The following is a 12224-nucleotide window of genomic DNA, read 5'->3' as shown; positions in this document are numbered from 1 at the left end:
TGTCCCGGGTGATTCAGGCGCTTTCCCGGGCGCGGGTTTACGCGGTCTTAACCAACATGACGGCATGATCGGCCCATGTTGGCAGACCTGCATCATACCGCTGATCCGGAAGAAGAAACCGACGCGCCCGACGAGGGCGGCCTCGCGAATTCGACGGTTTTCCTGGCGCTCTATCTGATCCTGCTCGGGTTCTTCATCCTGTTGAACGCACACGCCTCGCTTTCCGAAGCCAAGACCCGTGCCATGGTGGACGGCCTGCGGCTGGATTTTGTCCCGCCCGTGCCTCAGCCTGAGGGCGCGATGGCGCTGGTCGCCGATCCGCTGGAGCAGCGGCTGGCCGACCTGTTCCGGCACGAACTGCCGGACGGCGGCTGGCAGCTGGAAACGCGCGAGGGCACCGTGATCGTCAGGATGCCGCAACGCCGTGCCTTTACCGAAGACAGCGCCGTGCTTCAGCCGGGCCGGATTTCGATGGTGCAGAGACTTTCGGCGCTGCTGGGCGAAGCCCAGAAGTCGAACGATCTGAACCTGTCGCTGACCCTGTTCTTCGAACATGATCGGGCTCTGGCACGACGCCGCGCCGCGGCGCTGGCGCGTGACCTGGTGCGCAACGGTATCTCGCATGAACGCTTCAGACTGGTGATCAAACGGGGCGCGGATGATGACGTCGTGATGCATCTGATGCCCGCCGCAGCGGAAGGGTCCTGAGATGCCGCGCAGTTCCTGGCTCATCGCGTTTGCCGATCTCAGCGCCGTCCTGTGCGCGTTCTTCGTGCTGATGCTGGCCATGTCGGACTTCGACGCCCCGGCGCTGGACCGCATCGCGACCGTGTTCGGCAAGAACGAGGGTGAATGGGCACGGCAGCGTCCCGAGGCCGTTCAGCCGGTTGGCGCTGTAAGACGCACGGCGGTGGATGGGGAGCAGGCGCATGACTATCTGGCAACGGTCGTCGAGGGACGGCTGCGGCGCGGCGACTGGCCCTGGACCGTGCAGCGCCAGGCCGACGGTGTGGCCCTGCACCAGACCCTGCAACCCGGCGGTGCGCGTATCCCCGACGAGATGGCCAGCTATCTGCGGTCGGCAGGTTATCCGATCCGCGTATCCGCCCTGATCGGCGGCGATGGCGCTCAGCGCGCGCGGTCGGTCGGTGCGTTCGATGACGGGCTGCGCGCGGCACAGGCACTGGCGGACCGGCTGGTGATGCTGGGCGTGGCCGATGAAGTGCCCGTTTCCACAAGATTTTCCGGCGACCGGTCGCCAATGACCATCGAGATCCTGCTTGATGCGGGCCAGGAGGGCCAGTGATGCCGCGTTCTTTCCTTGTCATGATGGCAACCGCACTTGCGCTGGTTCTGAGCGCGGGCATCGGAGCATCCGCAGCCGAAACCGTGGATGTCCGGTTCGGGGACCACAAGGGTTTCAGCCGCGCGGTCTTCGACTGGCCCGATCAGGTGGGGTTCCGTCTGGAAGAAAAGCCGGACGGCATTCTGATTCATTTCGATCGACCGGCGGAATTCGATCTGTCGAACTTCAAGGCACGGGGACCGCGCGCGATCTCTGCGGTCCGGGTGCTGGACCAGGGCCGCACGGTGCAGCTTTCCGCGCCGTCCGGGTCCGTGCTCAAGAAATTCCGGATCGGCAGCAGGATCGTGATCGACGTGGCGGTCGATCCGCGTGCGAAATCCGGTTCCGCCAGCAGCCCGAAACCAGCCGGCAAGCCGCAGAAGACCATCGCTCCTGCCGCCCCCCAGCCGGTGCGGGCCAAGGCCAAGGCCACTGCGCCGGTCGCAAAGGCGAAGAAGCCGGTCGCGCACAAGTCACCGGAACCGGCAGCCCGGACGGTAGCGGGCGACGGGAATTTCATCCCGGTCACCTACGAATTGCGGCCCGGTCGCACGATCCTGCGTTTTGACTGGCCGGAACCGACGGCTGCGGCGGTGCTGCATCGCGGTGAGCACATCTGGCTCGCGTTCGGCGGCGATGCGGAACTGAGTTTCGGCGATCAGCCCGCGGAGGCCCTGGGGCCAGTCGAACGTGTGGTTCGCGAGTTTGCATCGTCCGGAACGCTGGTCAGGATCGATGTCGCGACGGGCGTCCCGCTGGACGTCACGCTGGATGGCGATGACTGGATCATCGATGTCGGCGGCGCGCGTGGCCGGGCAGAAACGGCCATTGACTTCGAGAGCCAGGCGGACGCGCAGGGCGGTCCCAGGATTTTCGGCGCAATCGCCGCTCACTCGGAGCCTGTGATCGTCGATGACCCTCAGATCGGCGACCGCATCGTGCTGGTGCCGCTGATGGATGCCGGTGTCGGCGTGCGACCGGCACGGGAATTCGTGAAACTGGATCTGCCGGAGACGCCGCAGGGCGTGGCCATACGCTTCAAGTCACTCGACCTGCGGGTGACTGCGGACGATACGGGCCTGTCGATCTCGGGTCCCAAAACGCTTCATCTGACCGCCGAGGCTGATGATGCCGTTGCATCCGACGACGCGCTTCCGGCGCTTTCCGGTACGTCGCTGGCGGCGACGGGCCGGACCCTGCTGGACCTGAAGGAATGGCAGGGCGAGGGCGACATGACCACGAACCGTCAGCGTCATCTGCAGCGGATCGCGCTGGCCAAGCCGGCGGCGCGCAATGCCGAGCGAAAGGCCTATGCGCGCTTCCTGGTGGCGCACGGACTGGGGGCCGAGGCCCTGGGCGTGATGGCACGGATCGAGGAGGAGGATCGTCGCGCGGACCTTGATCCCGGCTTTCGGGCGATCCGGGGGATTTCGCGTCTGATGACTGGACAACTGGGTGACGCCAATGCCGACCTGAAACACCCGAGCGTTCTGGACGCCGGCGATGTTGCGCTTTTCCGCGGTCTTCTGGCGTTCAAGCGACGCGAGTTCGGCGAAGCGCGGCGGGAACTGCGCGCCGGCTGGCAGGCCCTGGACCAATTACCGGTCGAAATGCACCCCATGTTCCGGATTGCGATGGCGAATACGGCCCTGGAACTGAACGATCCCAAGGCCGCCCAGGAACAGGTCTCGAAACTCGTCCAGTTCGGCGGAGCCGATCAACGAAAGGAGGACGCCGCGCTGATCGCAGCCCGTATTCACGATCTGATCGGGGATGTGGAGGAGGCCGAGGTGGCGTTCGGATCGCTGAGCCGGAGTACGCATCGCGACGTGCGCGCCCGCGCGACCTTTGCCGAAACCAACCTGCTGCTGCGCGAGGACCGCATCACCGCCGAGGAGGCCATCGAGCGTCTGGAGCGGCTCCGGTTCGCCTGGCGCGGTGACGTGTTCGAGTTCGATCTGCTGAAGCGACTGGGTGAGCTGTACATCGAGACGGGTGCCTATCGCGACGGCATGGTCACGATGCGCCGTACGGTGGACGATTTTCCCGACCTGCCGGAGGCGCAGCGGCTGGCGGCGGACATGAACGACGTGTTCGCCCGCCTGTTCGAGGGCACCTATGCCGAGAAGATGTCGCCGGTGACGGCCATGGGGCTGTATTACGATTTTCGCGAGCTGACGCCGGAGGGGGACCGCGGCGACCGCATGATCCGGCGTCTTGCCGACCGGCTGGCGGCGGTGGAACTGCTCGACGAGGCGGCGAAGTTGTTGGAACATCAGGTCAGTCACCGTCTGAAAGGCATTGAGCGCTCGCGCGTCGCAACCCGGCTTTCGGTCCTGTACCTGCTGGACGGCAAGCCGCGCGAAGCCATCAACGCGCTCAGGCGCTCCCGCGATCTGTCGATCCCCGAGGAACTGGTGCGAGAGCGCCGCCTGCTGGAGGCCCGGGGACTCACCGAACTCGGCAATTACGATCGTGCCCTGATGCTGTTGAACGGGCTGGAAGGAGCCGATGTTGGCGACGTGCGCACCGAGATTCTCTGGCGCGCACGCAAATGGCAGCGCGCTGCCGCTTCCCTCAGCGCCCGTCTGGTCGATATCCGCGGCAGTTCCCGCCCGCTCGCCAAGGAACAGCGCCGCGATATTCTCAGATTCGCCATCGCCAGTTCGCTGGCCGATGACCGCGCGGCGCTGGGCAACCTGAGAGAGGACTTCGCCGAGCGCATGGAGGGCCAACCCGAATGGCCGGCCTTCAAGATCGTGACGGCGGAAGATCAGCGGGATACGGCGGAGTTCCGCAACCTCGCCGCCGAGATCGCGCAGGTCGACCGCTTCGAGGCCTTCATGGCGTCATACCGGGAACGGCTGCGTGAAAAACCCCTGAGCGCGATCAACTGAAGCGTCCCGGTCTTTGATTGAAACGGCCAACGCACAGGATTTCGCTGCGCCTCCGTGCGAGGGCCAGCGGACGAGTGAACGAACGCCGCGCGGATCGGATATTCAGGACGGCCCCCGGATAAACCGGGGGTGACGTTCCGCGGTTGGTGTCTGATGCAACCGGCGGGCGCTGCGTTCGGATTAACCTCGTATTAGTCTGACTGTGGGACGTTCGGCCCATGAACAGGATCATCGAATGTTTGACAGTGGAGCATGATCTGGCTCTGGTCGCGCTGGCCGCCACGGTCTGTCTGCTCGCCTGCTATACCGGATATCGCCTCTTCGGACGAATCGGAGGTGCCGGCTTCCGGAGCAATCTCTGGCTCCTCGCGGCTGCCGTATCGCTCGGCGTCGGTGTCTGGGCCACGCACTTCATCGGCATGCTGGCCTACCGGTCGTCGCTTCCCATCGGGTTCGACCTGCCTGTCACCCTGCTGTCCGCGCTGATTGCGATCGTCTTCATCGCGTCGGCGCTCTGGCTGTTGAGACAGGGCGAGCCTCTGTTCGCGGGGCTGACGGCGGGCCTCGCGGTGACTTCGATGCATTTCGTCGGCATGTATGCGCTGCAGGGACCTGTGCATATCGTCTGGGATTCCAACTATATCGTCGCTGCCCTGGTGCTTGGCATCTCGTTGTCGGTTGTCGCGTTTTTCCTGGCGGGCAAGAGTTCCGGCTGGCGCGACGAGACCGCCTTCACCGGGCTGATGGTGCTTGCCATCTGTGCGCTGCATTTCATCGCCATGGCGGCCGTCGAGATCAGGATCAATCCCCTGGCCGACCTGCAGGGCTGGGCCACACTGGAACGGACTGTCTTCGCGGTTGCGGTGGCCGCGCTGACGTCGGTCACGCTTTGCATCGCACTGATGCTCGCCTTCATCGACCAGTTCGCCAATCTGCGCGACCAGCGCGAACAGGACCGGCTGAGGCATTATGTCGAGGAACTGGAGACGACACAGGCTGCGCTTGAGGCCCGGTCCAGCGACCTGCGCAAGGCGCTTGATGAAACGGCGGCGCTCAGCCAGTCCAAATCGCAGTTTCTCGCAATCATGTCGCACGAGTTGCGCACGCCGTTGAATGCGATCATCGGTTTCAGCGAACTGATGCAGATGGAGCCGAAGGGACCGCTGGGCCATCCCAGTTACAACGAATACCTGTCCGATATCCTGAACAGCGGCAAGCACCTGCTACAGCTGATCAACGCGGTGCTGGATTTCTCGAAGATCGAAGCCGGACAGATGAAGATCGATGACGAGGAAATCGACGTCGCCGAGCTTCTCGCCGAATGCTGCCGCATGATGGATCAGCAGGCGAGCAACAATGACCTGACGTTGCAGTCGGATTTCGAGGCCGGCCTGCCGTTGCTGCGGGCCGACCGCTCGAAGATGCGGCAGATCGTGCTGAACCTGGTTTCCAACGCGATCAAGTTCACCAGGCCGGGAGGAAGTGTGACACTGAGCGCGCTGGTCAACAGCGATGGTTTTGTCATTCGCGTGGCCGATACCGGTGTCGGGATCGAACCTGAGAACATCGCCCTGGCGACGGAGGTCTTCGGTCAGGTCGACAACTCGCTCAGCCGGGAACATGAAGGCACCGGCCTCGGACTGCCGTTGTGCATCCGCATGGCCGAACTGCACGACGGTAGCCTGGACCTGCAGAGCCAGCCCGGCGTCGGCACGACAGTCGAGGTCCGCTTTCCCGAAGACAGGTTCGTGCGGTGCCGGAAGGCGATGAATCTGACCGAAGCGCGTCTCGCATCGGCTTCCTGATCGGCGGCTATCTTGTGGTACCCGTCCGCGGGGCGGGACGTCCGCCGTCGGCGATCACGATGACCAGCATGATTTCGTCGGGACGCGGGCTGTCCGGCACGCAGACCGGCATGGCGTCGAAATGATCGCGCGACCAGGCGTCGTCCTTGTGGCCAAGCGGCACATCCAGCGTCGCACCTGCCGCGCCGACCTTCGCTGACGAAGGTATCAGGGCCTCGCCGCCACCGATCGGTTCCCGCATGGCCCTGCCGAGCTTCGGGTGCAGCATCGCATGGCCGTGCTCGATATCGCCATGCACGCCGACCAGCGCCGCCTTGCCGTAGCTGACGGCCGGACCGGGCAGCGCCGGCAGCATCATGGTCATCAGATGCCCGGCGAGATCGTGGCCCAGATCGAACAGGCTGGACAGATCCTCGACGGGCTCACCGGCGAAAGGATTGGCGATGATCGCAATACCGGCCACACGGGTGACCGGCGCGGCCGCCACCATGCCACCCTCGGCCAGAACCCGTTCGGTCAGGATCAGGGTCTTCCGAATGCTCATTTGAACCTCCCGATGCACGACGATCAGCCTCGCACGGCGGCCGATGTCTCGCCAGTCCGGCGTACGGAGACGACGGCTATCTGCCGGTGAACGCTGGCGGGCGTCGTTCGATCATGGAGGCCAGCCCTTCCAGCGCATCATCGGTGCCGGAGAGTTCCGAAACCGTGCGGGCCTCCTCGGTCAAGACGGCCTCGACGGGCAGTTTCGCATGGTTGCGGACCTCGCGCTTCACCGCCGCCTGGGCCAGCGGCGGGCCGTCCGCCAGGGTGCGGGCGAGGGTCATCGCCGTATCGAGCAGCGCATCTTCGGCGACCACCTGATTGACGATCCCGATGTCCTTCGCCTCGGCTGCCGACATGGTCGGATTCAGCAGCAGGATCTCCATCGCGCGGCGCTGGCCGACGATGGCGGGCAGGGTGGCCGTGGTGCCCGCGTCCGGGGCCATGCCGACCTTGGTGGCTCCCGCGAGGAACCTGGCGCTGTCGGCCGCGATGACGATGTCGACCGCGCACACCATACCGAACCCGCCGCCGCCAGTGGCATAGCCCTGCACGGCGGCAATGACCGGCGCATCCAGCCGCATCAGCGCCTGCATGGCGTCCTGCAGATAGGCCGTCGCCTGCCGGATATAGGCCGGCAGATCCTTGCCTTTCGAATGGAAGGCATGGATGTCGCCGCCCGCTGAGAAATTCTTTCCCGCGCCGGTGATGACCACGGCCCGGACATCGTCGCTGCCGTGGACGGTCATGACCGCATTGTAGAAGTCGCGCAGCATCTCCACCGACATGCCGTTGGCCGCCTTCGGGCGGTTCATCCGGATGTGGGCGATGCGGTCTTCGATGGTCAGCAGGACGTTCGGTTCGGACATCGTTCGGTCTCCGGTCAGATCAGGAAGGACAGGGTGAAGAGCGGCTGGTCACTGTTGACCAGCGCGACCTTCTTGCGGGCCATGCGCAGGTGCCCGTCTTCGTCGCGCAGCCGATAGGTGGTGCGGGCCGCCCAGACGGTCTCGCCGCGCAGGCTCGATTCGTAGACCATCACGTTGCAGCCAACGGTGAGATCATCGTCCGCGGGGTCGAGCAGTTCGATATTGGTGATGAAGTGACGAATGTTGGACTTCGGCTCCTGTGTGTAGCGCTTGCCGGTCATCAGTTGCCGCACACGCACGCCGATGCGGCTGCGGTTGTCGTAGATGATCGACATCTGCGCTTCCGGATCGATGTCGCCGCCGTTGGCCGGCACCCAGTAGATCGCGTCGTCGGTCCAGAGCGCTTCCCAGGCTTCATAGTCGTGTTCGTCTTGAAGCCGGGCTTCCGCATAGATGAACTGCTCCACGCGACGCAGCAGACGGTCGTCCATCACCCGGCCTCCATCAGCGACCGATAATGCTGCCAGATCCCGCGCGACGGCACCTCGTCGGTTGCATGACCGACCATGTAGCCGTCGTCATCGCGGCGTTCGCGGTGGCGGCCCCGACCCAGGAACAGCCACTCCGGATCGAGCGACTGCACACCGCGGTGGGTGCGTTCGTACATCTCGGAATCGTCGGCCAGCAGGAACCCGGCGGGCCCGACCGAGCCCATGGTCTGCTGCCGCAACCGCCGGTTCAGCTCCTTCGCGCCCTTGAACTGCAGGGCGGTCACATGCTGGATCGTGTCATCGACGGCGCGGGGCTGCAGCACGAAGATCTGGATTTCGGCCACGAACAGGTTGGGAAAGATCATCACGTGCGGGGTGCCGTCCACCATGATCTCCCGCGCCTTTGCCTCACCGTAGCTGCCGTTCATGGCCGCCGTGTATTCGGGCAGTCGTTCGGGCGTCGTGCCGAACCAGCCCATGGGCCGGTCCAGCTTGCGGAACTCGGGTCTGAGGTCCAGTTCCGTATGTCCGCCACCGAAATCGCGGGTCAGGGCCGTGGATCTAGAGCCGTACAGATTGCCGATGCCGCTTTCGGCGACCTTGAAGATGGAGGCGTGGACGAAGGCGGGGTGATAGCCATCGGTTTCGTTCTCAAGCACGAACTTCCAGTTCGCCTTCACGCGATGCTGCAGGAATCCGGCGGTGATCTCGACCTCGCCCTCGGGGGAGTGATCGCACAGTCGGTCGAGCGTCTGCGCCGCGCCGCCCAGATGTTCCTCCAGACTGGGTCCGTCCGCGGCGAAGGAGCCGAAGACAAACCCGCGATAGCTTGCCACACGGGGAACCGGGGCCATGCCCAACCCTTCCATCTGTGATGTTTCATAACCGTCGGCGAAGGCAAACGCCTGCAACGCGCCGTCTATGCCGAACGTCCAGTTGTGGAACGGGCAGGTGAAGCTGCGCGCGTTGCCCCGTGCTTGCGTGCAGACCTGATTGCCGCGGTGGGGGCAGCGGTTCTGGATCAGGTGAACCTTCCCGTCCGAGTCGCGGGTCATGATCACCGGCTGCGGTCCGATGGCCTTCATCACGAAGTCATGCGGGTCCGGCACTTCGCTTTCATGCCCGACATAGACCCAGGTCCGGTACCAGATTTTCGCTAGTTCCTCCCGAAAGATCGCGACATCCGTATAGAGCGATCCATGCACGTGATCGTCACGGATCAGGTTGCCGAAGTCGGTCTGGGTCGATGCCGGTATCGATGTCCGGGGCGCGGCGATGGTCATGGCTCACTCACAGGATTAATAATTGAATGATCGTCCGGTTTATAATACGAGAGATCCCATGACGCAACGGGAGAAGATCAGAATGACCGAAGACATGCTGCATCCGGAAATCGAGCAACTTGATCGCGACGACCTGATCGCCTTGCAGAACCGAAAGCTGGCGGCGCTGGGCAAACGGCTCGGCGGTTCTGCGGAATGGGTCGAGCACTTCCGACAGGCGGGCATGCAGCCCGCTGACCTTGCTGACAGGCAGGCGCTCGACAGTCTGCCGTTTCTGGAGAAGAGCCAGTTGCGGGAGCGCTATCCGTTCCCGATGTTGGGCACCGAGGCGGCGCAGGTCGAGAAATTCTGCGCGACGTCCGGGACGACCGGCCTGCCGGTCCTGTTCGGCTATACGGCGGACGATCTGCACAGGCTGCTCGCGCGGCAGGTTGCGCGGCAGTTGCACTGCCATGGTGTCCGGCCCGGCGACCGGGGCTACAACGGTTTCGGGTTCGGCCTGTGGGTCGGGGGGCTGGCCTATGACCTGGGTATGGCGGAACTGGGCATGACCAACTTCCCGGTGGGGCCGGGGCGCAGCGATCTGGTGGTCGAATGGATGCGCGACATGGCATGGACGCTGGCGACGGTCTCGCCGGTCTTTCTGGCGACGCTGATCCGCACGGCCCGCGACAGGGGCATCGATCCGAAACGGGACTGGAAGCTGAAGCACGCCGTCATCGGCGGGCAGTCGGTCAGCCGCGCCTTCCGCGATGAACTGGAAGCCGATCTGCCGGAGGGATTCATGACCTTCAACACCTATGGCACGACCGAGGCGGGCGGGCCGATCATCGCCGCAAGTTGTCCCCAAAGCCACGCCCGCGACGAGATGCATCTGCTGAACGAAGACACCGTGCTGACCGAAATTCTTGATCCGGAGACCTTCAAGCCGGTCGGCCCGGGGGAGATCGGCGAGATCGTGGTCACGACGCTGGACAAGCAGGCCTCACCGGTCGTGCGCTGGCGGACCCGCGACCTGGTGCGCATGGCCGCGCACCCCTATGACTGTCCGTGCGGACGCAGGGGCCTGCCGACCATCGGGCGGATCATCGGACGTTCGGATGACATGCTGAAGGTACGTGGCGTCATCGTCTATCCGTCACAGGTAGAAGACGTCGTTGCCGCGACGCCGGGTACCGTGAAGGAGGCGTGGCAGATCTATGTCGACCAGCCTGGCAGTTCACCGAAGCACCTCACGGTCGCGATCGAGCACGAGAAGGGCTACAACGGCAAACCGGATGATCTCGCCGAGACCGTCGGGCGCAGCCTGACCAGCCGGCTGGGGCTGAAGGTGCCGGTGGAATGCCATCCGGAAGGCACGCTGCCCCGCTACGAGGCCAAGGCGCAGCGGGTACTGGTGCGCGACGAATAGAGCAGGAGCAGACCGGGAGCACATGGCACGCACGCAGGCGAAGAATTACGACGAAGTACGGCAGGCCATCCTGACCCGGTCTGCCGACCTTTTCGCGACACAGGGCTTCGCGAGCACCTCTATCGGCGACCTGGCAAAGGCGAACGGTATCTCGCGCGGCCTGCTGTACCATTACTTCGCTTCCAAGGATGCGCTGCTGGACGAGATGCTGAATGCGCATCTGGACATGATGGCCGCGTCCGTGCGGGCGGCGGCGGCGATCGACAGCGACGTCGAGGCACGCTTCCGCAACACGGTGACCGAGTTCGTCCGCATCAATGCCAGGTCCCAGTCGCTGCAGATTGTCCTGCTGCACGATCTGCAGAACCTGGATGCCGACCGTCGCCGCGTTATCATCACCAAGCAGCGCAAGATCCTGCAGATCCTGCGGAACCTGATCGCGGATCTGATGGGGGCCGGTGTGTCGGACGATGAACTGACAGCCCGCACCATGATGTGCGTCGGCATGCTCAACTACACCTATGTCTGGTATGATCCCGATGGTCCGGTCGGTCCCGATCTGTACGCTCAACAGGCGGCCGATACGTTTCTTGACGGTGTGCTGGCCCGGCAATAGCCGCATGGGCCGTTGCTCTGCGAACCGCTGGTGCATCGGGTGCAGCCAGCTATTCTGGAGTTTCATCGAATCTGTGCTCAGAGGAGCAATCATGAGCGTTGAAGATCAGCGCGCCGCAGAGCCTGGCGGTCTGTCCCGCATACGCATGAAGGTCAAGGCGCTGGTCGAACACAAGACGTTCGAACGTGCCATCCTGGCCGTCATCTGTCTGAACGCGGTGACGCTCGGTCTGGAGACCTCGTCGACCGCGATGGCGGCTGCGGGGCCGCTCATCCTTATGCTGGACAGGGCCGCGCTTGCGATCTTCGTGATCGAGATTGCGCTGAAACTTCTTGCCTACGGGCGCGGCTTTTTCCGCAGCGGCTGGAATGTCTTCGACTTCGCCATCGTTGCTGTGGCCCTGTTGCCGTCCGAGGGCGGACTGTCGGTGCTCCGGGCGCTGCGCATCCTCCGCGCGCTGCGCCTGATCTCTGGCGTCGAAAGCATGCGCAAGGTGGTGCACGGCCTGTTGAAGGCGATACCGGGCATGGGATCGATCATCGCGCTGCTGGCGCTGGTTTTCTATATCTGCGCTGTGATTGCCACCAAACTGTTCAAGGAAAGCTTCCCGAACTGGTTCGGCAATCTTGGCGAGTCCGCCTACAGCCTCTTCCAGATCATGACACTGGAAAGCTGGTCGATGGGCATCGTGCGCCCCGTGATGGACGTCTATCCGTTCGCGTGGATCTTCTTCGTGACCTTCATCCTGCTCACCAGCTTTACGGTGCTGAACCTTTTCATCGCAGTGATCGTCAACGCCATGCAATCGCAGCACGAAGCGGACATCCGCGAAGCTGAAACCGTGGCCCACGATGAGCGTGCACGCATGCTGGATGAACTCGTCGGCCTTCGTGCGGACGTTGCACGCCTCGCGGAGAGACTGCCGGTCCGGGAAGGTGAAGAGGAAACCGGGAAGCCCTGAGTT

General features: G+C 64.1%; 11 protein-coding genes. 7 read left to right on the top strand and 4 right to left on the bottom strand.

Translation table 11 applies throughout. From position 1 onward, the window contains the following. Positions 1–75: 75 nt before the first annotated feature. The 4 genes from ACN0X7_RS10685 (at position 76) to ACN0X7_RS10670 (ending at position 6047) form a co-directional block, all read left to right on the top strand. The gene (locus ACN0X7_RS10685) at positions 76–708 is read left to right on the top strand and encodes a hypothetical protein (RefSeq protein WP_417516977.1); all 633 of its coding nucleotides are present in this window, start codon (positions 76–78) and stop codon (positions 706–708) included. 1 nt (position 709) lies between these two features. Beyond that, positions 710–1306 (top strand): flagellar motor protein MotB, encoded by a 597-nt coding sequence (locus ACN0X7_RS10680; protein ID WP_417516975.1) that lies wholly within the window; start codon positions 710–712, stop codon positions 1304–1306. After that, positions 1306–4242: a hypothetical protein gene (locus ACN0X7_RS10675; RefSeq protein WP_417516973.1), complete on the top strand. Its 2937-nt coding sequence runs from the start codon at positions 1306–1308 to the stop codon at positions 4240–4242. Before ACN0X7_RS10680 ends, ACN0X7_RS10675 begins: the two co-directional genes overlap by 1 nt. Before the next feature lie 218 nt (positions 4243–4460). After that, complete coding sequence (locus tag ACN0X7_RS10670; protein WP_417516971.1) at positions 4461–6047, top strand: MHYT domain-containing protein; 1587 nt, start codon at positions 4461–4463, stop codon at positions 6045–6047. A gap of 7 nt (positions 6048–6054) precedes the next feature. On the opposite strand, the gene ACN0X7_RS10665 is transcribed toward ACN0X7_RS10670, so the two are convergent. From ACN0X7_RS10665 to ACN0X7_RS10650, 4 genes are all read right to left on the bottom strand, one after another. After that, entirely contained in the window at positions 6055–6591 is a 537-nt protein-coding gene (locus ACN0X7_RS10665; protein ID WP_417516969.1) for an amino acid synthesis family protein, read from the bottom strand. A 76-nt stretch (positions 6592–6667) separates the two neighbouring features. Next, on the bottom strand, positions 6668–7459 hold the full coding sequence (locus tag ACN0X7_RS10660; protein ID WP_417516967.1) for an enoyl-CoA hydratase/isomerase family protein: 792 nt from the start codon (positions 7457–7459) through the stop codon (positions 6668–6670). 14 nt (positions 7460–7473) lie between these two features. Further along, on the bottom strand, positions 7474–7950 hold the full coding sequence (locus ACN0X7_RS10655; protein ID WP_417516965.1) for an aromatic-ring-hydroxylating dioxygenase subunit beta: 477 nt from the start codon (positions 7948–7950) through the stop codon (positions 7474–7476). Then, a complete protein-coding gene (locus ACN0X7_RS10650; RefSeq protein WP_417516963.1) occupies positions 7950–9233 on the bottom strand; it encodes an aromatic ring-hydroxylating oxygenase subunit alpha in 1284 nt (427 codons plus the stop codon). The genes ACN0X7_RS10655 and ACN0X7_RS10650 overlap by 1 nt, the downstream gene beginning before the upstream one ends. A gap of 82 nt (positions 9234–9315) precedes the next feature. On the opposite strand from ACN0X7_RS10650, the gene ACN0X7_RS10645 reads away from it, so the two are divergent. From ACN0X7_RS10645 to ACN0X7_RS10635, 3 genes are all read left to right on the top strand, one after another. After that, a complete protein-coding gene (locus tag ACN0X7_RS10645) occupies positions 9316–10644 on the top strand; it encodes a phenylacetate--CoA ligase family protein (RefSeq protein ID WP_417516961.1) in 1329 nt (442 codons plus the stop codon). A gap of 22 nt (positions 10645–10666) precedes the next feature. Beyond that, complete coding sequence (locus ACN0X7_RS10640) at positions 10667–11260, top strand: TetR/AcrR family transcriptional regulator (protein WP_417516960.1); 594 nt, start codon at positions 10667–10669, stop codon at positions 11258–11260. A gap of 91 nt (positions 11261–11351) precedes the next feature. Then, positions 11352–12221, top strand: coding sequence for an ion transporter (locus ACN0X7_RS10635; RefSeq protein WP_417516958.1), 870 nt, complete (start codon positions 11352–11354; stop codon positions 12219–12221). The last annotated feature ends 3 nt before the right edge of the window (positions 12222–12224 follow it).

This window comes from Minwuia sp. (assembly GCF_048263705.1).
In the GTDB taxonomy this organism is placed as follows: domain Bacteria; phylum Pseudomonadota; class Alphaproteobacteria; order Minwuiales; family Minwuiaceae; genus Minwuia.
The sequence above is the reverse complement of the archived record's forward strand: the minus strand, read 5'-3'. Positions and strand labels throughout refer to the sequence as shown.

Bases quoted from the DNA above. Each gene is read 5' to 3' on its own strand.
- ACN0X7_RS10685 (WP_417516977.1), top strand. From the start codon at position 76: ATGTTGGCAGACCTGCATCATACCGCTGATCCGGAAGAAGAAACCGAC.
- ACN0X7_RS10680 (WP_417516975.1), top strand. From the start codon at position 710: ATGCCGCGCAGTTCCTGGCTCATCGCGTTTGCCGATCTCAGCGCCGTC.
- ACN0X7_RS10675 (WP_417516973.1), top strand. From the start codon at position 1,306: ATGCCGCGTTCTTTCCTTGTCATGATGGCAACCGCACTTGCGCTGGTT.
- ACN0X7_RS10670 (WP_417516971.1), top strand. From the start codon at position 4,461: ATGAACAGGATCATCGAATGTTTGACAGTGGAGCATGATCTGGCTCTG.
- ACN0X7_RS10665 (WP_417516969.1), bottom strand. From the start codon at position 6,591: ATGAGCATTCGGAAGACCCTGATCCTGACCGAACGGGTTCTGGCCGAG.
- ACN0X7_RS10660 (WP_417516967.1), bottom strand. From the start codon at position 7,459: ATGTCCGAACCGAACGTCCTGCTGACCATCGAAGACCGCATCGCCCAC.
- ACN0X7_RS10655 (WP_417516965.1), bottom strand. From the start codon at position 7,950: ATGGACGACCGTCTGCTGCGTCGCGTGGAGCAGTTCATCTATGCGGAA.
- ACN0X7_RS10650 (WP_417516963.1), bottom strand. From the start codon at position 9,233: ATGACCATCGCCGCGCCCCGGACATCGATACCGGCATCGACCCAGACC.
- ACN0X7_RS10645 (WP_417516961.1), top strand. From the start codon at position 9,316: ATGACCGAAGACATGCTGCATCCGGAAATCGAGCAACTTGATCGCGAC.
- ACN0X7_RS10640 (WP_417516960.1), top strand. From the start codon at position 10,667: ATGGCACGCACGCAGGCGAAGAATTACGACGAAGTACGGCAGGCCATC.
- ACN0X7_RS10635 (WP_417516958.1), top strand. From the start codon at position 11,352: ATGAGCGTTGAAGATCAGCGCGCCGCAGAGCCTGGCGGTCTGTCCCGC.